Source organism: Saprospiraceae bacterium, from assembly GCA_016714025.1.
GTDB lineage: Bacteria > Bacteroidota > Bacteroidia > Chitinophagales > Saprospiraceae > Vicinibacter.
On the sequence record JADJOB010000002.1, the window covers coordinates 1,536,541 to 1,560,026 of the forward strand.

General features: G+C 35.0%; 20 protein-coding genes. 4 read left to right on the forward strand and 16 right to left on the reverse strand.

Annotation, left to right across the window (positions count from 1 at the left end):
* Positions 1 to 9: 9 nt before the first annotated feature.
* The 14 genes from IPJ80_09345 to IPJ80_09410 form a co-directional block, all read right to left on the reverse strand.
* Entirely contained in the window at positions 10 to 1,140 is a 1,131-nt protein-coding gene (locus tag IPJ80_09345; GenBank protein ID MBK7913688.1) for a hypothetical protein, read from the reverse strand.
* Positions 1,124 to 1,672: an SET domain-containing protein gene (locus tag IPJ80_09350; protein ID MBK7913689.1), complete on the reverse strand. Its 549-nt coding sequence runs from the start codon at positions 1,670 to 1,672 to the stop codon at positions 1,124 to 1,126. The genes IPJ80_09345 and IPJ80_09350 overlap by 17 nt, the downstream gene beginning before the upstream one ends.
* Positions 1,673 to 1,738: 66 nt before the next feature.
* Positions 1,739 to 2,380 carry a 7-carboxy-7-deazaguanine synthase gene (gene queE, locus IPJ80_09355; protein MBK7913690.1) on the reverse strand — a complete coding sequence of 214 codons (642 nt, stop codon included), beginning with the start codon at positions 2,378 to 2,380 and terminating at the stop codon, positions 1,739 to 1,741.
* A gap of 11 nt (positions 2,381 to 2,391) precedes the next feature.
* Positions 2,392 to 2,946 (reverse strand): HAD-IIIA family hydrolase, encoded by a 555-nt coding sequence (locus IPJ80_09360; protein MBK7913691.1) that lies wholly within the window; start codon positions 2,944 to 2,946, stop codon positions 2,392 to 2,394.
* Positions 2,947 to 3,645 (reverse strand): NTP transferase domain-containing protein, encoded by a 699-nt coding sequence (locus tag IPJ80_09365; GenBank protein ID MBK7913692.1) that lies wholly within the window; start codon positions 3,643 to 3,645, stop codon positions 2,947 to 2,949.
* A 2-nt stretch (positions 3,646 to 3,647) separates the two neighbouring features.
* Positions 3,648 to 4,226 carry a D-sedoheptulose 7-phosphate isomerase gene (locus tag IPJ80_09370; GenBank protein ID MBK7913693.1) on the reverse strand — a complete coding sequence of 193 codons (579 nt, stop codon included), beginning with the start codon at positions 4,224 to 4,226 and terminating at the stop codon, positions 3,648 to 3,650.
* Positions 4,227 to 4,230: 4 nt separating this feature from the next.
* A complete protein-coding gene (locus tag IPJ80_09375; protein ID MBK7913694.1) occupies positions 4,231 to 5,256 on the reverse strand; it encodes a dehydrogenase in 1,026 nt (341 codons plus the stop codon).
* Positions 5,243 to 6,376 carry a glycosyltransferase gene (locus IPJ80_09380; GenBank protein MBK7913695.1) on the reverse strand — a complete coding sequence of 378 codons (1,134 nt, stop codon included), beginning with the start codon at positions 6,374 to 6,376 and terminating at the stop codon, positions 5,243 to 5,245. The genes IPJ80_09375 and IPJ80_09380 overlap by 14 nt, the downstream gene beginning before the upstream one ends.
* A gap of 5 nt (positions 6,377 to 6,381) precedes the next feature.
* On the reverse strand, positions 6,382 to 7,320 hold the full coding sequence (locus tag IPJ80_09385; GenBank protein MBK7913696.1) for a glycosyltransferase family 2 protein: 939 nt from the start codon (positions 7,318 to 7,320) through the stop codon (positions 6,382 to 6,384).
* A 105-nt stretch (positions 7,321 to 7,425) separates the two neighbouring features.
* Positions 7,426 to 7,950: a DUF4199 domain-containing protein gene (locus tag IPJ80_09390; GenBank protein MBK7913697.1), complete on the reverse strand. Its 525-nt coding sequence runs from the start codon at positions 7,948 to 7,950 to the stop codon at positions 7,426 to 7,428.
* Positions 7,951 to 8,034: 84 nt separating this feature from the next.
* Positions 8,035 to 9,306, reverse strand: a complete 1,272-nt coding sequence (locus tag IPJ80_09395; protein ID MBK7913698.1) for an amidohydrolase family protein — start codon at positions 9,304 to 9,306, stop codon at positions 8,035 to 8,037.
* Between the two features lie 3 nt (positions 9,307 to 9,309).
* Positions 9,310 to 11,340, reverse strand: a complete 2,031-nt coding sequence (locus IPJ80_09400; GenBank protein ID MBK7913699.1) for a BatA domain-containing protein — start codon at positions 11,338 to 11,340, stop codon at positions 9,310 to 9,312.
* Between the two features lie 61 nt (positions 11,341 to 11,401).
* Positions 11,402 to 12,919 carry a right-handed parallel beta-helix repeat-containing protein gene (locus IPJ80_09405; GenBank protein ID MBK7913700.1) on the reverse strand — a complete coding sequence of 506 codons (1,518 nt, stop codon included), beginning with the start codon at positions 12,917 to 12,919 and terminating at the stop codon, positions 11,402 to 11,404.
* Positions 12,920 to 13,251: 332 nt separating this feature from the next.
* Complete coding sequence (locus tag IPJ80_09410) at positions 13,252 to 16,215, reverse strand: AAA family ATPase (GenBank protein MBK7913701.1); 2,964 nt, start codon at positions 16,213 to 16,215, stop codon at positions 13,252 to 13,254.
* Positions 16,216 to 16,569: 354 nt separating this feature from the next.
* On the opposite strand from IPJ80_09410, the gene IPJ80_09415 reads away from it, so the two are divergent.
* The gene (locus IPJ80_09415) at positions 16,570 to 17,259 is read left to right on the forward strand and encodes an OmpA family protein (protein ID MBK7913702.1); all 690 of its coding nucleotides are present in this window, start codon (positions 16,570 to 16,572) and stop codon (positions 17,257 to 17,259) included.
* Positions 17,260 to 17,506: 247 nt separating this feature from the next.
* On the opposite strand, the gene IPJ80_09420 is transcribed toward IPJ80_09415, so the two are convergent.
* Positions 17,507 to 19,171, reverse strand: coding sequence for an amino acid permease (locus IPJ80_09420; GenBank protein ID MBK7913703.1), 1,665 nt, complete (start codon positions 19,169 to 19,171; stop codon positions 17,507 to 17,509).
* 276 nt (positions 19,172 to 19,447) lie between these two features.
* On the opposite strand from IPJ80_09420, the gene IPJ80_09425 reads away from it, so the two are divergent.
* The 3 genes from IPJ80_09425 to IPJ80_09435 all read left to right on the forward strand — a co-directional run bounded on the left by IPJ80_09425 (position 19,448) and on the right by IPJ80_09435 (position 22,786).
* Positions 19,448 to 20,848: an arginine decarboxylase gene (locus IPJ80_09425; protein MBK7913704.1), complete on the forward strand. Its 1,401-nt coding sequence runs from the start codon at positions 19,448 to 19,450 to the stop codon at positions 20,846 to 20,848.
* 68 nt (positions 20,849 to 20,916) lie between these two features.
* On the forward strand, positions 20,917 to 21,786 hold the full coding sequence (speB, locus tag IPJ80_09430; protein MBK7913705.1) for an agmatinase: 870 nt from the start codon (positions 20,917 to 20,919) through the stop codon (positions 21,784 to 21,786).
* Positions 21,787 to 21,811: 25 nt separating this feature from the next.
* Positions 21,812 to 22,786 carry a deoxyhypusine synthase family protein gene (locus tag IPJ80_09435; protein ID MBK7913706.1) on the forward strand — a complete coding sequence of 325 codons (975 nt, stop codon included), beginning with the start codon at positions 21,812 to 21,814 and terminating at the stop codon, positions 22,784 to 22,786.
* 9 nt (positions 22,787 to 22,795) lie between these two features.
* On the opposite strand, the gene IPJ80_09440 is transcribed toward IPJ80_09435, so the two are convergent.
* A complete protein-coding gene (locus IPJ80_09440; protein ID MBK7913707.1) occupies positions 22,796 to 23,242 on the reverse strand; it encodes a TraR/DksA family transcriptional regulator in 447 nt (148 codons plus the stop codon).
* Between the last annotated feature and the right edge of the window lie 244 nt (positions 23,243 to 23,486).

Consider the following 23,486-nt stretch of genomic DNA (forward strand, 5'->3'; position numbering starts at 1 on the left):
CAAAATTACTCATTGATTCCTATGGATTGATTTTTCAGAATGTCTTAAATAAGCATCAAATAAAACTTCCTTAATCAAAAAGCTGAATTTAGTATTATCAAATCTCAATATTGCACCAATGCTTGTATAATTTTCATCTTCTGATAGACCACATTGAGCGTTTACTTCCAGAACCTGAATTGACCCGGTCACTTTGTTTCTTCTTAAATCTACTCGACCGTATCCGGTTCCATTTAATGCACAATACGCATTCCAACTGATCTCTTTAATTTCAGAAATTAATGAAGGATCCGGCATGTGATAATGCCAAAGCGCTTTTTCATCTTGCAAAGGGGCTTCGTGTTCATATATTTCCCATAAGCGATCAAAGGATAAAAATTTTTCATTAGCAGGTAAACTCGCGTCAAAGAGTCTTTCAACAGGAGTATAGATTTTTGATTCCCCAATGTGTCCTTTGCTCCCAACAATTAAAGTGGTGTATTCTTCTCCATCTATAAACTCCTCAACAAACAAGCCTCCCTTAATAAAATCCCATCCATTATAACCTTTTTGTATTGTATCAATATACGTTTTAAATGATTCCGGATTGTTTACAACCGCATTTAAACCAAGGCCCAGACTCCCTGCGGATATTGCAGGCTTTATAATAACCGGGGGCTTAAGTTTATTAAACACCTGTTCAATTTCAGGATTTTCAGGATTAATGATCAACCAATTGGGCGTTGGAACAGCATGTTGATCAAATAATGTCTTCATCGGAATCTTAGAAGTGGTGATTTCATAAAAATATGAATCGGATCCTGTATAAATCAGATCTAAAGACTCTAGTAATTTTACAACTGATATTCCGGGAACTCCATTTTCTTCATCCCCATCACACAGGTTTAAAATTAGGGGCACTTTGGGAGAGGACTCAGCTTGAATATTCCGAATAATAGCATCATAATTTTCCAATGAAACAGATTGCCATTTCCAATCCAAGCCTAACTCGGCAAATACAAGGGTGTATTCCTGGATACTTTGACTAAAATCATAATAATATTGAAGATTTGGATCTTCCGTTTTCAAGTATGGGGCTAAAACCCAAACAATCCAATTTGTATCGTTTAAAAAGTGATTGAAATCACAATTCAAAGACATGTTTATGGATCTTCTTTAATTTGCCTTGAATGAAATCTGTAAAGCGATAATTGCGAATGGTATCTTCATTGAGGTAGCGGGCTCCTTTGATTTCACCTAAACAATGGGGGCTCATGCATTGACAATCAAAGGACTCTTCCATGTCCCATTCAGTGGAAGGATAAAAAAATGTAAATTCTTCACCTCGTTCTATGTTTCTTATACATTTGAATTTAAATTCATTTGTATCGAAGAAACTATTTGGATCGCAACTATGATTAACGTACTCCAAATAGAGTGGTGAAAGAATAATATGTTTGTCTTCTCCGGTTTGCACCGTATACCGGCTTGGAATGGATAAAATTTCAGCATAACTGAAATGACAAATTATAGATCCTTTTTTAAAATCTTTGAGGGCTATCAGTCGGTTTTGTTGAAGTTTTGGGTCAAAATCAATTTTAGCAAAGCTGGATTTGGTTTGCTGTCTGTTGGCTATTTCCATCAGGACTGGTTCTTGTTTGTAATTGACTGCAAAGTAATGCAGATTATTCATTCATTAATTTATTCCAATCCAAAATTTATTTAATTTTTTTTCAACTAACATATAAAATGTTGAAAACTAGCGAATCCCTAATAATTTATGGGATTGTAGGCTTAGTTTCCATTGTGGATTTTCCAAACAATAGTTCACGGCTAATTTGATATTTTGTTGAATTTGACTTCCATCCATTGGCTGGATGTAAAAATGTTTGAAATCCATCCACTCAAAATCTTTGGGATTTAAATCATCCTGAGGATAAACAAATTTAAGTTCATCACCCTGTTTAACTTTAATTTGGGAGGCAGGTTTCGGACTCATGCATACCCAATCAATAGATTCCGGCAGTTCAATGGTTCCATTTGTTTCGATACCTATTTCGAAACCATTCATATGGAGTGCTTCGATTAGTGATTTATCCAATTGCAATAGCGGTTCTCCGCCTGTACATACCACATACCGCTTAGATTTCGAACCGGAATGCTTGGGCCATAAGTTTAAAATTTCATTAGAAAGTGCATCGGCAGTGGTGTATTTACCGCCAAAGCTTCCATCGGTACCCACAAAATCAGTATCGCAAAATTTACATATAGAAGTTAAACGATCAGCTTCTCGGCCATTCCATAAATTACATCCACTAAAACGCAAGAAAATTGTTGGCCTTCCGGTTTGAGCTCCTTCCCCTTGTAAAGAATAAAAAATTTCTTTTACGGCATACATGATAGCTGTTCAGTTTAGTTATTTAATATAGCCGGCAACACTTCAGTTCGCAGTTGTGCCAATGATTCAATGATATAATCGGGATTTATGTCTTGAAATCGATTGTCATTCTTATATTTAATCATCCCTACAGATATCAATCCGGCCGATTTTGCTGCTTCTATATCTCCCGGACTGTCTCCAATCATAATAAGGATGTCTTGTTTTAATTTGGGAAAATCTTTAAATGCCTGTTCAATCATACCGGTTTTTGGTTTCCTGCAATTGCAATTTTGATCTATTAAATGCGGACAATGATAAACAGCATCAATTCGACCTCCAACTGCAATGGTCTCAGACACCATATAGTCATGAATCTTTTGAAGAGCTTCCTGGGTCATTCGCTTTTTGCCAATTCCTTGTTGATTGGTAACGACAATAATAAAGTTGCTGGAATTTGCGAGGTATTGAATTTCACTTAAAAAATCGGGTCGAAATACAAATTCAGGAATGGATTTTACATAATCATTCTCTATTTGTTGATTTATTATTCCATCACGATCCAGAAAGATACTGATTTGTTTTTTCATTTAGTTTTTATCTACCAGTAAGCTTTGAGATCTCCTAAAATCTTCAGGTACACCAATATCAATAAACAATTTTTGCATAGGTGCTGCATAGATTTTCCAATCGTTGATTTTTTTCTCAAGGATTTCTGTTTCAAATGAAAACACAGCCTTAAGCTTACAATTTAAAAAAGCTTGTTTAGATATTAAATAAAATCCGGCATTGATATAGGCCTTGGAAATTGGTTTTTTTTCGTGAAAATGCCTGATTCGCCCTTCTTCATCGAAATCCAAACTTCCAAATCGATCTGGATTTTCAATTTCTGTCGTTGCCAGAATTAAATCAGCATTTTTTTGGTGGAATAGTCTTTCCATTAGCTCCAAATCTGCAGGAAAATAAGTATCCCCATTGGTTATAAATACATGAGAAGATTTAGCTGCCTGAATTGCTTTCGCGATGGCACCTCCCGTTCCCAATGCTTGTTCTTCAATAATAAGGGTCTTATTCAAAGTAGGAAAATGCGAATTCAAATACTCAATGACTTGTTCGCTTAAATACCCTAATGAAAAAATGAAGTGCTCAATTCCGGATTGCAATAAGTAATTGATCTGGTATTGAAGAAATGCTTTTCCATTAACTGGAGCAAGACATTTCGGCAGGTTAGGGAGAATGTGTTGGATTCGACTTCCTTTGCCACCAGCCAAAATGATTATTTCTTTCAAAATCAAGAATTAAAGATTCGTTCTTCGACCATTTGACAAATAATATGTCCCAAAAGTATGTGTGACTCCTGGATCCTGGGGGTATCATCTGAAGGAACTCCGATCCAAAATTGGCAGATTTCTTTCAAGTGGCCTCCTTTAGAGCCTGTAAGACCAATAGTAATCATGTTTTTAGCATTGGCTGATTCAATTGCCCGAATAATATTTTTTGAATTTCCAGATGTACTAAGTCCAATTAAAATATCTTCTTCTTGCCCAATTCCTTCAATCAGTCTTTGATAAACAACTTCATAACTATAATCATTGGCTACAGCCGTGAGATAAGAGGTGTTGCAATGCAAGGCTTCCGCGGGCAATGCAGGCCGGTCAGTATAAAATCTACCGGATAATTCTGCCGCAAGATGTTGCGCATCGGCAGCACTCCCTCCGTTTCCACAAAAATAGATTCGTTTTCCTTTCTGTAAAGAGGTGATAATCTTCAAGCTAACTTGTTCAAGTTGATCTATTATCAACTCATTGCTGAGTAATTTTAATTTTACTTGAATAGATTCTTGTATAATTTCTCGAATGATTTCTTTCATAAATTTAATTTATACGCCAACTCTGTACGCCATGCTTTGTAAATTGAAAATTCAGGAAGTAGCCTTTATACTTTTGTAATGCTTCAATGACTGCATACCGTTTGTTTTCAGGGCAATAGAAAAACATAAAGCCTCCACCACCTGCTCCGGATATTTTACCTCCTGCCGCACCTGCCGAACGTGCAGATTCATAAATTTCATCAATATATGGATTGCTAATCAAGCTGGCCATTTTTCGTTTTTGATGAAAGCCAAAATCCAATATTTCACCAATTACTCCTAATTTGCCTTGGAGTAATGCATCTTTCATCCGTTTGCTTTGTTCTTTTAATTGATGCATGGCTTCAATAGAATCTTCTTTGTTATTGATTACATTTTTTTGTTGCTCTTTAATGATGTCAGAAGATTCTCTGTTTGTTAATGTAAAATAAAGCAAGAGGTTGTTCTCAAGTTCATGCAAATATTCAGATTTAATTCTAAGTGGATTTACAATGACATTATTATCTTCGTAAAATTCCATGTAGTTAAATCCACCAAACGTTGCGGCATATTGATCTTGCTTCCCACCAGCAAGTTTTAGTTCGTTTCGTTCAATATCATATGCTAAATGTGCCAGGTCGTAATCACCATACGGAATATTTAGCAGTTCTGAAAATACCTTTAGGATAGCAACAACCAGCGTTGAAGAGGTTCCTAAACCACTGCCAGCCGGAACATCCATTGAAGTTGTGAGTTTAAAACCACATTCAGGAAGCAAATGTTCTCTAAACAATCGATTGTAAATTCCAACTTGTAGATTAAATCCTTTTACTGAATCAAGAACTCCTCCAATAGGAAATGTCGCCTCAAGTTTTTGATCGATCGAGTGAAAAATAATTTGTTTTTCAGGAATTAATTCAATGGTTGCATGAGCAAATTGTGAAATCGTTGCATTCAATACAGCACCACCAAATAGCTCACTGTACGGACTTACATCCGTGCCACCACCAGCAAGGCCTAATCGAAAAGGTGCTTTGCTACGAAATATCATGATATAAGTTTACAAGCTGATTAACAAAATGATGCCAGCTTAGTTTAGCCCGTATCGTTTGAATTCCCTCATTAAAATAGGATGGATCCAATTTAAAGTACTGAAGTACGGCTTGACTTAATGCCAGAGGTGTTGGTTCGCATACAATCCCGGCAACCATGTGGGGGACCATAGCTGGCAATCCTCCAACATTACTGACAATCATTGGTTTTTCAAAATGGTATGCCAGTGGACTCACACCACTTTGGGTTGCATGCCGATAGGGTTGAACCACGACGTCTGCGGCAGAAAAATAATATCTGATTTCACTGTCAGGAATAAAATGGGTGTGTAATATCACCTTGTCCGACAGATTTAAATTTTCAATAATTGTCAGATACGGTTTTGAATCTTCGTAAAATTCACCTGCAATTAAGAGTTTGATTTTTGAATTAATTATTTCCGCATGGGAAAAGGCTTCCAGTATTAAGTCAAGTCCTTTGTAATTCCGAATAAATCCAAAGAACAAAACGATTTTATCCTCTTGAGAAATATTTAATTTTTCCCGTGCAGTTTTAATATCCAGTTTTGCGCCGAAATTATCGTAGAGTGGATGCTCTAAGGTCATATTGGGTACACTTGGTCTAAGCGATAGCAAGTCCTTGTGTACTTTTTCACTCATTGTAATAAATCCTTGTGGACTGCTAATAAAATACTTTGTAAACCAGTTATCACCAGGCCTTCGTTCATGAGGGATTACATTGTCAGCAATGCATATGATTTTAATCGATTTATCCATTTTAACCAATCGCAGGATTGTACCCAAACAAGGTCCCATAAATGGGAGCCAATAGCGAACAATGATTAAATTGGGTTTATGTTTTCGAATTCGTCTTCCAATTTTAATCCAATTAAATGGGTTTATGGAGTTAATGCAAACACGAATGTCTAAATCTACTGGAGGTTTTTCATCAGAGAATTGGCTCGTTCCAGGAAATAAAAAGGAAGGGTATTGGAGTGAAAAAGTATAAATCGAAGCTTCCCAGCCTGCTTCTTTAAATGCTCTGCAAAGTCTTTCGTCAAATGAAGCTAATCCACCCCGAAGCGGGTATGCTGGGCCTATAATAGCCAATTTTAACATGGATATTAATTAAGGCTTTTATCGATGAGATAGGTATTTCGTTCCGAAGCATTTCTAGTAACCAATTCTGCTAAAAAGCCTGTAAGAAATAGTTGTGATCCTATAATCATAGACACTAAGGATAGAAAAAATGCCGGACGTTGAGTAATTCCCATTTGTCCGTAGGCATATTTTGTAAAAGCTAAATAAGCTACAAAACACAAGCCTAAAAAAAAGACTAACAAACCAAACGAACCAAAAAAATGCATCGGCCTTTTACCAAATCTCCCAATAAACATGATGGTTGAAAGGTCTAAAAATCCGTTAATGAAACGGCTCATTCCAAATTTGGAATATCCGTATTTTCTGGCACGATGCTGTACAATTTTTTCTCCAATTTTCCGAAAACCAGCCCATTTTGCTATTACCGGAATGTATCGATGCATTTCACCATATACTTCTATGGATTTAACAACTTCTGAACGGTATGCTTTTAAACCACAATTCATATCGTGAAGTTTCACGCCGCTCATCCAACTGGTCACTCCATTATAAATTTTGGATGGAAGGTTTTTCGTGAGGGCATTGTCGTATCTTTTTTTCTTCCAACCTGAAACGACATCATAGCCAGCTTCTTTAATCATTCGGTATAATTCAGGAATTTCTTCCGGGCTATCTTGTAAATCAGCATCCATGGTAATTACAACCTCGGCCTGACATGAATGAAATCCAGTATTCAATGCAGCCGATTTGCCATAATTTCTTCGAAATTTAACACCTTTAATTTGAGGATGTTTGAGGTGCAATTGTTCAATGACAGACCAGGTTTGATCTGTACTTCCATCATCAATAAACCAGATTTCATAGGTAAGACCGCTGGGATCTAACACTTTTTGGATCCATGCAACCAATTCAGGAAGTGATTCTTCTTCGTTATATGCGGGTATAATTAATGCGAGATCCATTAGGCAATTGTATTGTAAAAATAGGAAGGTTCTGCCATTCTTTTAGATATATATAAATTAATTGTATATATGTGCCGATTATCTCTATAGAACGGGCATTCAGTTTCAATATTTTGAGAACAGTTCTTTAGGATCATTCTTTTTTACTACAGCTGCAATAATGCAAGCTATTAAAAAATAAATGATCGTTGCCCAAAAGAACATCATGATATAATTACTGAATAAAGCAAAATTTTGAGTTTCAATTTGCTCCAATTGTTCTTCAGCTGCAGCATCTCCCATCCAGGACCGCATACTTTCGATCATTTTTATTGCTTGTTCTCTTTGTTTTTCTTGTAATCCAGGGTCTATAAATTTTACAAGGATCCAACTAAAAAGGCTTGTAAAAAAACTAGAAACTACAGCGCACAACCAAATAGGAGTTAATGCTAATTTCCAGCTGATAAAACCTCCCAATTCTTCTCTTTTTTCAATTCCTGCGCGGTACATAATATATATACCAAAACAAAAGACAAGGATAGCAGCCATTACATTTTCCATCATGCCCAATAAATAAAGGAGTAATGTGGTTACAATGGAAATTCCAGCCCAAATGAGTCCAAGTTTTATTGTTGATTGATATGATTTCATAATTCCTTAAATATAGTGCTTACAAATTTACCAAGTATATCGTATTATTTAAAATTATCATCCAATTCAAGGTATTCTAGTTTATTAATTTGAATAAAAACTGGATTTACTATAACAGCCTAAAACTTTTCCCTTAAATGTTTTACCAATAAAAGGACTGTTTTTTGAAAGCGAAGCACTGTCTTCCAGCTTATATGTCCATTCTTTATTTGGGTCAAACCAGGTAAAATCACCTGTAGAACCAACTTGTATGGTGCTAATTGGTATTTGGAGGATTTTAGCAGGGTTGATACTAACTGCCTGAACCCATTGATCAATGGAAAGTTCTTTGCTCAATAATGTTGAATAGGCAGCAAATGCTGTTTCTAAATTAATTGCACCAAAAGCAGCTGATTGAAATTCCAGGTCTTTCATTTCGGTATCCCATGGAGTATGATCAGAACAAATAATATCAATGGTACCATCTTGCACTCCTTTAACAAGTGCTTTCCGATCCCGTTCTGACCGTAATGGCGGTTCCAGCTTAAGATTTGTATTAAAATCTTCAAGCTGTGTATCATTGTACAATAAATTAAACACAGATACCGAACAATATAAATTTTTAACTTTCGACCTGTCAAGTTTCAGTTGACTGACTGCTTCCGCAGTAGATAGTTTATGAATTAATAATCTGGATTGTGTATATTTTAGAATTTCAATATCCCGGTAGAGATGGATTGTTTCTGACAAAGAAGGAATTCCTTTGAGTCCTAAAGAAGTGCTCGTAAAAGCTTCATGCATTTGTCCGGATCCAGCAATTCCTTTGTCTACACTTGAATTAATAATCAATCCATTTGGAATAAGCCTCACATATTCCAACGCACGCATCAATAGACCACTTTTTTGAATGGGTTTTTTCCCATCTGAAAATGCAATAGCACCGGCTTCATCCATTTGAAGTATTTCAGCGAGTTCTTCTGATTTGCATTCTTTGCTCAAAGCACCAATTGGGTAAATATGAACTGGTAAATTCTCCGATTTGGTTTTTATGAAATTTACTTCAGATTTAGAATGTATAACCGGATGTGTATTTGGAAAACAACATATTGAAGTATAACCTCCTTTACATGCGGCATTTGCAATTGATTCTAAGGTTTCTCTGTGTTCAAATCCAGGTTCGCCATGCAAACATCCCAAGTCAATCCAACCAGGAGACAAACACGTATCTTTTCCTTGAATTTCTTTAACTTTCTTAGTAAGATTGATTTTTGCTTTAATTTCAACAATCGTTCCATCTTTAATCCAGACATCACGTACCTGTTGATGATTTGGACTATTGGGATCAATGATCCGGATGTTTCTAAAAATACATTCCATATTTTAATGATTTTTCCAAAACCGGATTAATAAGGATTCAATAATCAGAAATATAAAAGATGCAATTAATAAATACCACCAAAGAAAGGGTCCTGATCGCTCAGATTTAATTACACTCGTAAAATCGGAATTGTTATTGTCATTTATTAATTTGCAAAAACCTCCATAAGATAATGATAATTCTTCCGGTCTGATAACAGATAAATTGGATTCTCTCCTGCTATCATTAAAGGTAGAATATGCTAATAGTTCTTCTTTATTATTGATTGTATAAATTCCAGCGGTTTTAAGTTGATCGTATAAGTCTATTATTAAATTTTTACCAGAAATTCTGAATGAAGGAATAAATGTTTCAGGACCAACCAAACTGACTATAAAATCTTGTTCATTGATATTTTCCTGGAGGGTCAAATTAATTTGTGGGTTATTACTTAAATCAAAAGTATAATTCTGGTTTCTTTCTGATGCAATAGCTGCTTTAAATAACAAGGGTAAAAATATTTCAGCATTTTTTGATAAGTCATTAAACTTTTGATCTAGAGGACTTGCTGAAATAAAAACCGACGCATTACCGGCTTTAATCCGACTAATCATGGGCAATCCATCTCGAAACGTTACAATCTTTTCAAAAGGTGCCCCACCACTTAACGTATAATGTCCAAAACTAGTTGGTAATTTAATTTGATCTCTTGTTGGATTAAAAACATCTTTAAAGATATCAGAATCCAGATTGGCATGGGTTGCAAGTTTTCTTGCTGTATCGAAATTTGTAAATTGTGGAATATTTAATATCGGAACTAAATTAATATTATCATTTAATGCAGTCACAGGTCTAGGAAATATAAATAAATTGCAAGCTTGTTGAGTCGCTTTTTGCAATTCAGTTGCCATTCCCGTGCTAATATCTGCTAATTCATTTAAAATAATCAATCGAAAATTTCCAAGTTTACTATAGTCAATTTGATTTTGTTGCTGACTTTTAACTTTAAAAAAAGGGATTGATTCCAATGCTTTTAATAAAATTACCGGAATTTCTTTTGAATAAAGTACCAACACATCTATTTGTTGGTCAGTCTTATAAGACATATAATAGGAATCATCAAATTGGACTGGGAAATCTTTTATTTTGATTATAATTTTTTGCCAGGACTGATCAGGGACTTTTATATAAAAAGTATCTGTTTTAGATTTTCCAGTTTGGATAAAGATAGGTTTTCCAGGATATTCTTGTCCGTTTATAGAATACGAAGTACTTAAATTATCTACCGGACTGTTTCCAAAATTACTTACTTTATAAATTAATGCGTGTGTTTGGCCTGGGAGTAATACCGGGGAATCAAAATAAGCGGTATCAATGCTGACATTATTTTCTTCTACACTTTGTATAGGCACTAAATTGATTGCAAGGCTTGAATCCACTAAATTTGAATCCAGGTCACATATGGACCTTTGAAAGTCGGATAATAAATAGGCGATACCGTGCCCGACCCCTGCATTTTTAAAACATTGACTTTGCTTAGCAATAATTTTCGATAAGGGTTGAACTGCGGGTCCACTTTTAATTTCTTCCAGAAAAATCAAAGCATCATCTTTTGAAACAAGTCGTTGATGTTTCCCTTCAAAATCATTGGTAAGCAATTGAAAACGATCATTATCTGAAGAAGCAAGGATAATATCCCTGGTTCTTCTTTTTGCTTTTTGCAATAAGCTACCATCCTCAGAATTTGCATTCATAGACCAACTATTGTCAATGTATATGCTGATAGATTGCGTTTGTTTTATTGCACTTTGACCGTTGTTTGAAAATGGTTGTGCAAATGCAAGTATCAAAGCTGCCAGCGCACAAAGTCGCGCTAATAAGATCAATAAATTTTTAATGCGATTTCTGGTTGCTGTTTCTTCAACCAATTCTTTAAGAAAGCGAACGTTGGTAAATTCAATTTTTTTATACCTTCTGAAATAAAAAAGGTGAATTAAAACAGGTATTGCTAAAATGAATAGAGTCCAAAGAAAAGTAGGAAAAACAAATTGCATGTTTCCGAGTAGGTGCCTGCAAAGTTATATAAAATCCAGTAAATTCCTTATAAATTCAGGCTTAAAGCCTCTTTTTTATTTCAATTCGATCCGAATGACTGCTTTTTTCATTAAAAACCTGAATCGTGTAGAATCCAGGTTCTAAACCATTGAAATCCATTTCAAAGGCATTTTCTTCATTTTTAGCTTCACGAATCACATTGCCTTGAAAATCATATACTTTTACATAAAATGGCATGTTTTCTTCGTTCCAAACCGTATATACCTTTTGGTCTTTTGTATACAAACTGCTCCAGTAGGATTTAATCCCAGTAGATGGAATTTCTGTTTTGAAATTTTTTAAAGAAGGTAGAATTCGATTTGTAAATTCAATGGCCCCCAGATCCACATGGAGGTCAACCTTTCTTTTGTTGCCTTCATAATCTGTATCTGATATCAAACTATCAAGTCCGGCATTGATTGCAGGACTATTCCCTTTTAAGCGAAAATTATATTGATCTTGTCCTGGTTTAGCATATTCAAACAAAGGATCAGATTTAATCGCCCCTATTCCATATTCGCTGCTGTTGCAGTTGAATTGCAAATTATTTTTTATAAGAATTTCTCTGCTTACTAAGGATGAAATTCCGGATTTTCCATCCGAGGCATAAATGATATTATTTAATACATTAATATATTCACTTCCAATCAGTTGGATCTCCGGGTGCTTGCAAATGCGATTTTCCGAATTTCTATAAAAGCTGTTATTTATCAGATCGATTCCAAGCGCATTTTCCATCCAGACAGCCCCGGAACCATTGGTATATATGATATTATTATAGATTAAAACTTTGGACTTATATCGACTTTCAGCTTTTTCTGCCATGTGTACCCGCATAACCGGACTGCAGGAACTTACCAGACTGGAATCATTGACACTGTTTTTTTCAAAGGTATTCGATTGAATAAAACTATGAAGTCTATTAATGTCATCCGTAAAAACGCCGTTTATTAATTCCAAAGTCGCTTGTCCTCCTGCTTGGGTGGCATTTTTAAAAAATTTATTATAGCTTAAAGTAAGATAATCGTAATACTTTGCCATTACTGCACTTCCCCGGTGGTCTTTGATAAAATTATTGTATAATTTAATATGGTTGCAGGGGGCTTCATAGGTGCCGTCTAAATAAATTCCTGTTGTAATGGAATCTGATAGCTGCGTTTGCGTCCCAAAAATTTTCTGTGTTTGTATAGTTAGTCCTTCGATACTTACATAATTGCATGAGTTCAAATGGATTCCGTATTTGGTTTTTACCTGCAATACAGGTTGGTGATTTCTGTAATTTTTAAATACGATCCATGCATTCTCGGTGCCGCTTTTATCAAAATCAATCAATGCCTCGGCATCTGAATAATAATCTCCTTTCATGATATAAACCGTATCACCTACAACTGCCATGTTTGCAGCTTTCTGTAAAGTTCTGAAAGGAAGAAACCAATGAGTCCCTTTATTAAGGTCATTTCCTGTGACTGAAACATAGATTCCTCTGCCGGAAGCAGAAACAAATAAACATCCAAACAGGATTATTGAAATAAACCGCATATCGAATTATCTAATCAGGCAAATTTAGTCTAAAGAAGACCTAACTGGGTCAAACGCTGCTTTTAATTTATATAAATCACAAGATTAAAGGAAATGTTTCAAATGTAGCTCAGTTTTTAAGTTAAAAATCAATTATAAAACAAGCTTAATATATTAATAAATTGGTGAAAAAATGATTTCCAATATCAATAAGATAACAATTTTTGAAATTGAATCCCAGGCATGGAAAACCAAATGATTTTTTTGATAAAACCCGTAATTTTTTATTCGTTTGATAGATTTATTGATTCCCGGAATTATATGAAATTCATAAAGCCCGGAAGTATGTTTTATCATACTTTAACTTTATAATAGGATTCAATTAAATTTTTATAAATGCTGGAAGTGTTTAAAATATCTTCATTCCCAATCAAAATGATTTGATCTCTTGCTCTGGTAAGCGCTACATTAAGTTTTCTGTCAACCCCATCAGCATTTACAGAACTGATTTGGATCATTTGAGAGGGGTCTGAGATAACCGTTGAAAGTATAATTATATCTCTTGATCCCCCCTGATATCGCTCAGCTGTATCTACTGTAATCAGATTTTCATCCAGAGCAAGTAATTGAAGTTGCTGTTTTATTAATGCGATTTGTGCCCTGAATGGAGTAATGACACCAAGAGTTAAATTGGTCCAGTTTATTTGTTGTTCTTGGTACATTTTAAAGAGGGACTGAACGATTTGAGCAACCAAAATAGCTTCAGGTAAATTTATTTTTGCTTGCATCGAATCCGTTTCATTTTTACAATCAATAAATACAATGCGTTCAGTACATAGCCAGGAAGAAATTGATTTAGTTTTATTGAATTTTTCAGAATAATTTTCAAGCTGTCTAAAACCAAATTCATCCGGCAGCGTTTGAAGTTTTTCCTGATAAAAAAACCTCGACGGAAATTGCATTAAATGTCGATGCATTCGACCCTGAAAATGAAGCATATCATAACAGTGTATCCAGTTTTTTTGTTGAACAGTATTTAACATGCGTTCAAAATAAGATGTACTTAAGCTTTTAAATCCTTGCTGGACGAGCAAATCAGATTGAATTTTTGATTCTTCCTCAGTTTGGGCCGTTACAGCGGGTAATTGCATATGGTCTCCAATCAAGATAAATCGTTTGAATCTTGGCAGTATTCCAATTAATTGTGATTCTAATATTTGACTAGCTTCGTCTATGATAACCGTATCAAAATTCTTAAGTTGGAATAATTCACGTTTTCCTTGGATGGAAGCTAGAGTAGCGGTAACAATCCGGGTGCTGTTGATCAATTTTTGCAATTCTTTCCTGGTTTTAAAACCACTTATTTTTTCTTCCAGTAAGTTTTTTCTGAATTTTGGATGCACGGCATAGCGCGAACCGATTCGTATAAAATCAAGATCACTAGATAGATTGATGGATTCAATGGCTTCACAGATTTCATCTACCGCCCGGTTGGTGTATGCAAGTAATAAAATAGATTCCTTACTATTCAGATAGAGCGATGCGGTAAGATATTTTATAACCATACTCGTTTTCCCACTCCCAGGAGGACCCCATAAAAGAAAATAATCTTTTGACTTGAGTATTTTTTGTAAGACTGATTGAATTAGTAAGGGTGTATTTTCAATTAATGGAATTCCTGTATTTAAAATTCCAGGTTCTTGCAATCCTAATAACAAGTTCCTTTTGGTTTCGTCCGACTGACAAAATTCTGTAAGTCCTTGAAATTGTGTTGTAAAATTGCGATCCATGGAATCATGTTCTAAATTCCATTTTTTGCTTTGAGCAATTGTAAGATTTGGAAATTGCCTGGTTCTTAATCGGATGTGGTATTCTGACGGGAATTGTTCTATCAAGGTACATTTATAAACTTGTACTTGCAATATATCTGGTTGTTCATACAACACCAGGGTATCTCCAACTCGAAAATTTGATAAGATTGAAACGTCCTGAGGAAATTTAAGAATAAGAATAGGGTAGTCATCCCTGGGTGTAAGCATCGAACTAATTTCTAAACCAGGCAAAATCATAAAAAATTCAATTTTTTCTGATTCTGATAACAGCCACAACGATGCAAGACCTTCCGTATACTGAATATTTGCCCTGCCTAATTTAGCAATAAATTGTTCACGTGCAATAAATCCTGAAAACACTTTAAAGTATTCTTTTTCAAATGAATTTAAGCTTTTATATATGTTTAGTAAAAATCCTGCATCTCTTTTTGTGTAAGATTCGGAACTACTAAAATGCTTATCATTCAAACTGTCAAAAATAAAGGCATCTTGCTTTTTCCTGAAGGCGAGATGTAAATGCATGAGAATAATAGAATTCCTTATTTGAATTAACTCGTGTATGATGTCTTCAAGGGTAGGAGCAAAGCGGAGTGAATTTTCAGTCTGACTGGAATATAATACGTGGCATTTTATGTGTGAATCAGCGCCATAAACGGATTGAATTAATAAATAATACAACATGATTTGTGCATGATGATCTGTATTAATTCCATATTTGTTTGGTAAATAGGGTTTGCCACTTTTTAGTTCGAGAATCCAGTAAAAAGCCTTTTCAGAATTTTCATACAAGACATCCAGTCTTCCCTGGATTCCATATTGAACAGAGTAGAAACTAGGCTCTAAGAGACAATCTTTTAATTGGATTTCTTCTACATTGAAGCGACTATCAATTAAGGTTTTTATGTTGTAAAAATGTTGGCGTACCGTGTCATAAAATTTTTCAACCTGCACGTCATCAAATAAGGAAAACGCCAATGGATTGTGTTTAAACAATTGATGGATTAGATCTTCAAGTTTTAAATTTGGGTTTAGTATCAATTCATCCAAAAATAAATTGACTGAGGTTCCGATTAGTGTTGAAAATCCGGGTGGATTGTACCAAAAATTTGAAACCAATTGTTTTAAAACCTGGCTGCCCTGATGGTTAAAACAAGAAGCAACTGATGTTACATCGATCAAATAATCAGGTAACAACACAATTGCATCTGCCTCCCAAACAGAATCTTTTTGTGTGAATCCATGAACATATAAATCAATCGGCCCCTGGAGATAATTAAATATTTGGGAGAGTTGTTTTTGAGTTTTATCAGAAAGCTTTTCTGTTGTTAAAAGCTGTTCGTCCTGCTGATTTTCAAGAAGATAAAACCTGAGCATTTTATCTTCCGGAGCAAAGTGAATTGCATGAATTCTAGCGGATTTTAAAGATTTTGATTTTGGTGGTTCCTGCACATTTTTACCTGAAAGGGTAGATTCCAAAGGGTTCATTTTATTTTAAGGATGGTGTTCGTCCAAATGTATGAAAATTTTATTGTACTGTCTAAAATGTTAATTATCAACAATTTAAAAACACTGTGCGTCACGGAATTCATTTTTTATCGTTGTATTTATTATGGCTGAATGAATTCCTTCAGGCGGTTTCATGCTTACCTTCCCGGGTAGACGCTAAATTTAATTTGGCAAATAATTATTTGTTTTTTTGTGTCTTATATGCTTTAAATTTTAAATAAATGTTAATAGTCCCTTCCTGAGGAAACATTATTTTGTTATCTTCGTTTTCTTAATGTTGGTTTATTAGCATTAAAATTCAAAATATCAACTAAATATTCATCAAAACGAACCATGAAAATTTCAATTAAGCCAATACTGTATCAGAACAAGCGACAAGAAATTGTATTAATGATTGCATTTATGCAAATGCTGCTTTTGCTCATGGCTTTTTTATTTATGCAATGTAAAAAAGCTGAAAAGCTGCCATCTGGCAATTCGCCTGTGGAATCGACGGCAGCAATCGACACTTCAAAAAAAGCAATTAATTTAGTTGATACAAATTATGTTCCGATAGCATATCATCATCCGGAAACTGTAAAGCAAACGTTAAAAAATCTGGAAGCCCTCCATTTTACAGAAGGTGGTATTGCTGCACAGGTATTAGATTATCTAAAGCGAGGTGATAATGATTTTGGAGAAGATTTTAAATTTATCTATTTGCAATTTAAAGGGCGAACTGCCGAAATAATCGAAAAATTTAATAAAGAAATTCCAGAGTTGGCCAACATCATGAATAGTTTTCCCAATTTAAAAGTTAGGTTAATGGCTTACACAGATGATATTGGGGATGAAAAGGCAAATGAAATCCTGGCAGAAAAGCGAGCAAAAGCGATTCAAAGTCAATTGGTAGCTGCTGGAATTGCAGCCGATAGAATTCAAATTAAATCCTTTGGTGAAAAATATCCGGTTGCAAACAATAAGACCTATGATGGACAAATGCTTAACAATCGTATTGAGATGTTGATCATTAGTAAATTTTAAATACTTAGAAACACATAAGAATTTTACCTACTACTTAAAAACCGGTGTTTAAATGTAAACACCGGTTTTTTTATTTTTTTTTTGAACCCTGTCGTGTGCTTAAAGAGCTTATTCTTGCCAGTAAAAAAATAGGGTATTGCTAATGATCTTGGTAGAAGTTTTGATACTATTTTGATAAATTCAGAAAAATTTGAAATTGAGATTTACTAGACCGAATCCGATTCAAAATAGAATTTATTTATTGGGGTCAATTGAGACGACTTTTTCTCATTCCATAATAAAAATAGATAATCAAGCCGATCAATAGCCAACTAATAAACCAAGCCCAGTTATTTGCCGTCATTCCGGTTAATAAATACGAACAACTGGAAACGCCAAGTAATGGGATCAAGGATAAATTTTTTACATATGCTAATCCTGAAAGAACTAAAAGAAAACACCAAAAAATTAAACTTGAAATTTTTAAGGTTTCTTCGTTACCATCCAAAACAAAAAGGTTCTTAAAATAATCTGGAAATAGAAAATTAATGATAAAAAATGTGAATAGAACCATCACAGGAAATACAAATTTGCCATTGATGTATTTTAATTGAAACCTGCCTGCAATTTTTTCTTTTCTTGGAATGAGTAAAATTCCACCACAAACAAGTGCAAATGCAAATAAAGTTGCAATGCTTGTAAAATCCAATACAAACGTTTTATCAGTAAAAAGTATCGGAATACCTACAACCAAACCAGTAACGACCGTTGAAAACGAAGGGGTAAGATAACGTGGATGAATTTTTTTGAACGCAGGAGGCAACAACCCGTCACGACTCATACTCATCCAGATCCGTGGTTGACCCATTTGAAAAACCAATAAAACACTGGTCATTGCTATTACAGCTATAAATGAGACAATTAATTGCATCCATGCATTGTGTTTCATTTCAAAAATAAATGCCAATGGATCCCCAACGCCATCAAATTGTCTGAAATCTAAAACACCGGTCAATACCAGTGCAAGTAAGATATAAATGACCGTGCAAATGACCAGCGAGTAAATCATTCCTTTTGGTAAGTCCCGTTGGGGATTTTTACTTTCCTCTGCAAAAACACTGATCGCATCAAATCCAATATAAGCAAAAAATACCCCACTGACCGCGCCCATTACGCCACTAAAGCCATTGGGTAAAAATGAAGGCTGACCTTGTGAATTTAAGGGCATCCAGTTTCCTGCCTGGATGTACAAGGCACCTACAGCAATCACTAAAAAGATTACCAATAATTTTAGTGCTACCATGACGTTGCTAAAATTTCTGGATTCTTTTACACCTATATATACGAGTATCGTAATCAACACATTAATAATAAGGGCAGGTAGGTCTAAAATAATTCGAAGAGAGCCAAACATAGGTGCATTATTCCATGCAGCGATCAATTCATCATTAGTTGATTGGTTGGCAAATGCTTTTTTAGCTTCGAGGTAACTACAGGTCAGATATTCTGGAATATGGATGTGCAATCGTTGCAACAAGGAGGTGAAATAATCGCTCCAGGAAAAAGCAACGTATATGTTACCTATTGAATATTCCATTAAAAGTGCCCAACCAATTATCCAGGCAGCTAATTCACCAAAGGAAACATAGGCATACGTGTAGGCAGATCCGGCAACTGGTAATCTACTGGCAAATTCTGCATAACACAAGGCAGTAAAACCACAGGCAATGCCTGTAATAATAAATAACAAGACAACTCCGGGTCCCCCTTTAAAACATGCTTCACCCAGGCTGCTAAAGCTTCCGGCCCCTATAATTGCGGCAATTCCTAAAGCTGTTAAATCCTGTACGGTTAATACTTTATGAAGGCTATTGGTATGAGAGGCTTCAAGAAATGAAGCCATTGATTTTTTACGGAATAATTTTTCAAACATATATTAAAAATATTTAATATGATTTTTAGATTGCTCGGTAAACATAGTCAATTTTATGCTGAAATAGCCTCCGATCATGGCAGCTTTTACCAGATAAATAGGCGCCAAGGCTTGCTTTTATTCAGCAAATGAACCATTCGGGTCTTTATACTGATTCTTTGACAATCGACTTCTGATATCTTTTAGCCATTTCACAGGTCCATTTACTATTTTAAAGCTTCAATCTACCCATTTTCCAATATATTTGTGCCCTTATAGAAAAACGATTATGCCGAAATGGTAAATAAATATTTTGACCTCATTGACCAGTCTTATTACTTTCCACAGGAAAGTTTTGATCTGGAAAAAGACGAACTCATTTTCAACGGAATTCCGGTCATGAATCTGATTGAAAAATATGGCACACCTTTTAAAATGACCTACCTCCCCCGCATTGGAGATCAAATTAAAAAAGCAAAAAACCAATTCAATAAAGCCATGAAGTCATTGGACTATGATGGCAAATATTTTTATTGTTATTGCACAAAATGTTGCCACTTTTCATATGTTTTAAAAGAAGTATTGCAGCACGATGTTCATTTGGAAACTTCATCCGCTTTTGATATCGATTTGATTGAAAATCTTTATAAAAATGAGTTGATTGACAAAGATCAAATCATAGTAAATAATGGATATAAGCCCAGACAATATTTACAGAATATTGCAAATTTGATTAATTCAGGATTTAAAAATGTCATCCCGGTTTGTGATAATATTTATGAAGTAGATCGCTTTGATGAATTGATTCATAAAAAATGCAAAATTGGACTTCGTGTCGCAACGGAAGAGGAACCCAGCTTTGAATTTTATACTTCTCGACTGGGTATCCGATCTTCACAAATCGTTCAATTCGCAAAAGAAAAATTTAAAAAGCATAAAAAATTTGAATTGTATATGATTCATTTTTTTGTGGATACCGGCATTAAGGATACCGCGTATTATTGGGGTGAATTGAAAAAAGGAATTAGTACTTATACCGAATTAAAGAAGCATTTTCCATCAATAAAAGCCATAAATATCGGTGGTGGCTTGCCAATCCGGAATTCACTTGGTTTTGAATATGACTATAAGTATATGATCAATCAAATAGTGAAAATGATCCGGGACAGCTGCGATGAAGCAGGTGTAGATCATCCGGATATTTTTACAGAATTTGGAAAATATACCGTAGGAGAAAGCGGAGCTACCATTTTCTCTGTACTTGAACAAAAGCAACAAAATGATTCTGAAATCTGGTATATGGTCGACAATTCTTTGATGAATACCTTACCGGATAGTTGGGGCATCGCTGAACGATTTATTCTGCTTCCAATCAATAAATGGCACAATGATTATTCTAGAATCAATATTGGTGGATTGAGTTGTGATAATTCAGATTATTACAATACAGAGGCATTAAATCAACAGTTGTTTTTGCCCAGATACAGCAGAGAAGATAAGGAGCCATTGTTTCTTGGGTTTTTTCATACCGGAGCTTACCAGGATGCTTTGTCAGGGTATGGAGGCATAAAACATTGTTTGTTGCCATCTCCAAAACATATCCTAGTGGATCGGGATGAAAACGGAAATCTTGTTGACTGGATTTATAGCGAAGAACAGACTTCAAAAGATATGTTGAAAATTTTGGGCTATAATTAATTAAGGAATTTTAATTAATTTTATTCCGAACCCTGAAATCGGTTTTACCTCATTTGAATAAGAACATTATGAAAGAAAAAATTCAAACCTATGCCGGCATTCCTGCTAAATATTCAAACTATGATTCAGCAAGTGTATTGTTGACATCTATTCCTTTTGATGGAACGAGTACCTGGGGGAAAGGTGCGGATGAAGGATTTAAGGCATTTATGGATGCTTCCGCCAATATGGAACTTTATGATATCGAAACGCAATCAGAACCCTATAAAAGAGGTGTTTTTTTGGAAAAACCTTTAAAAGTTAAAAAATCCACACCGGAAGAAATGGTTGAGCTTGTCTATAAAACAGCCGTCCAACAAATTAAATCTGGAAAACTTCCAACCTATTTTGGAGGGGAACACAGTGTCAGCATTGGAGTTTTAAGAGCGTTTGCTCAGAAATATAAAAACTTAACAGTTGTCCAGTTAGATGCACATACCGATTTGCGTCAAGAGTATATGGGTACAAAATTCAATCACGCATGTGCTTTGGCAGAAGCACAGAAATATACCAATTTGATCCAGGTTGGTATCAGGAGTATGGATATCAGTGAAAAAAAATACCTCCAAAAGGAAAAGGTCTATTTTGCTCATCATATTATGGACAATGATTATTGGATGGAGGAATCTTTAAAAAAGATGACTGATAAGGTGTATATCACGCTCGATTTGGATGTTTTTGATTCTTCCTTGATGCCTAGTACAGGTACTCCTGAACCTGGAGGCATGCAATGGTATCAAGTGTTGCAATATTTGCGAATGATATTTTTAAGAAAAAAAGTAGTAGGGTTCGATATTGTCGAATTAGCACCCAATCCACACAATCAGGCGCCAGATTTTTTAGCTGCCAAACTCTATTATAAGATGTTGGCTTACTATTTTGAACGTTCTGCAAAATAACTTTCTAACTGATTATAATAAATTTATGAATAAAGGTCCGGTATCCCAATTTATAGCACATCATTACAGACACTTTAACGCTGCTGCTCTTGTAGATGCAGCAAAAGGGTATGAATTACATCTCACCGAAGGAGGTAAAATGATGCTCACCCTGGCAGGCGCAATGAGTACTGCCGAACTGGGTGTTTCACTGGCTGAAATGATCAGGCAAAATAAAGTCGATATTATTTCATGTACGGGAGCTAATTTAGAAGAAGACCTTATGAATCTGGTTGCTCATTCACATTATAAACGAATTCCGCATTATCGGGATTTAACACCACAACAGGAATGGGAACTTTTAGAACAAGGGCTCAATCGGGTGACTGATACCTGTATTCCGGAAGAAGAGGCTTTCAGGAGATTGCAAAAACATATTTATGAATTATGGAAAGATGCTGATAATAGCGGGAAACGTTATTTCCCTCATGAATATATGTATCAAATGCTGTTAAGTGGAGTACTCGAACAGTACTATGAAATTGACCCCAAAAATTCCTGGATGTTGGCCGCAGCTCAAAAAAATTTACCAATAGTTTGTCCGGGCTGGGAAGACAGTACCATGGGAAATATTTTTTCATCTTATATTATTAAGGGAGATTTAAAAGCCTCCACAATGAAGAGTGGCATCGAATACATGGTGTTTTTAGCTGATTGGTATCGAAAGAATTCAAGTGGTAAAGGGGTTGGATTTTTTCAAATTGGAGGTGGTATTGCAGGCGATTTTCCAATTTGCGTTGTGCCCATGATGTATCAGGATTTGGAATGGCATGACGTACCATTTTGGTCTTATTTCTGCCAAATATCAGATTCGACAACTTCCTTTGGATCCTATTCAGGTGCTGTGCCCAATGAAAAAATTACCTGGGGCAAACTGGACATCCATACCCCGAAGTACATTATAGAAAGCGATGCAACAATAGTTGCTCCTTTGATTTTTGCCTGGATTCTTGGCTGGTAAAGCCCGAATTTATTCTAATGGTGGATTGTCTTCCTCTTCTTCCTCTGAATACATGGTTGAATCATTCCGCACTTCCGCAGGTGGAGCAGATGGAAGCTCACTTTCTTTAGCTTTTACACTTTTTGTAGCATGAGGAACTAATAACAAGCGCTGTTTTTCGATGAGTTCACCTGTTACAGTACAAATACCGTAGGATTTATTTTTGATTCGAACCAAAGCCATTTCAAGGTTTTGAATAAACTGCTTTTGTCGTTCCGCCATTTTTGTAAGAAACTCTATTTCAGTATGAATAGAACTATCATCAAACCAGTCTCCACCTTGTTCGTCAGCCATATTATCTCGCAACTCCATCATTTGCTGCTCAATATCTTCCAACTCTCTTTTAGTGCTTTCCAGCTTATCATCAATGACTTTTTTAAATTCAATCAATTCCTCATCTGAATACCGGGTCTTCATATGTCCTAAAATTTGGGCAAAATTAGATATATATATTTTCTTGATGTGAAAAATTTATAATTTGCAAAGACAATAATGTAATATACAGATAATCAACATATTAAAAATTTAAAAATAATATAATATATAAGAAAATTGCAATACACGTGGATTTCGATTGTTGGGATGGATTCGCTTTGTTGAATCGAAAGCAACTTAATACCTTTCAAAATTTAAGCTGCGATCTAATGGGACGCTCGATTTA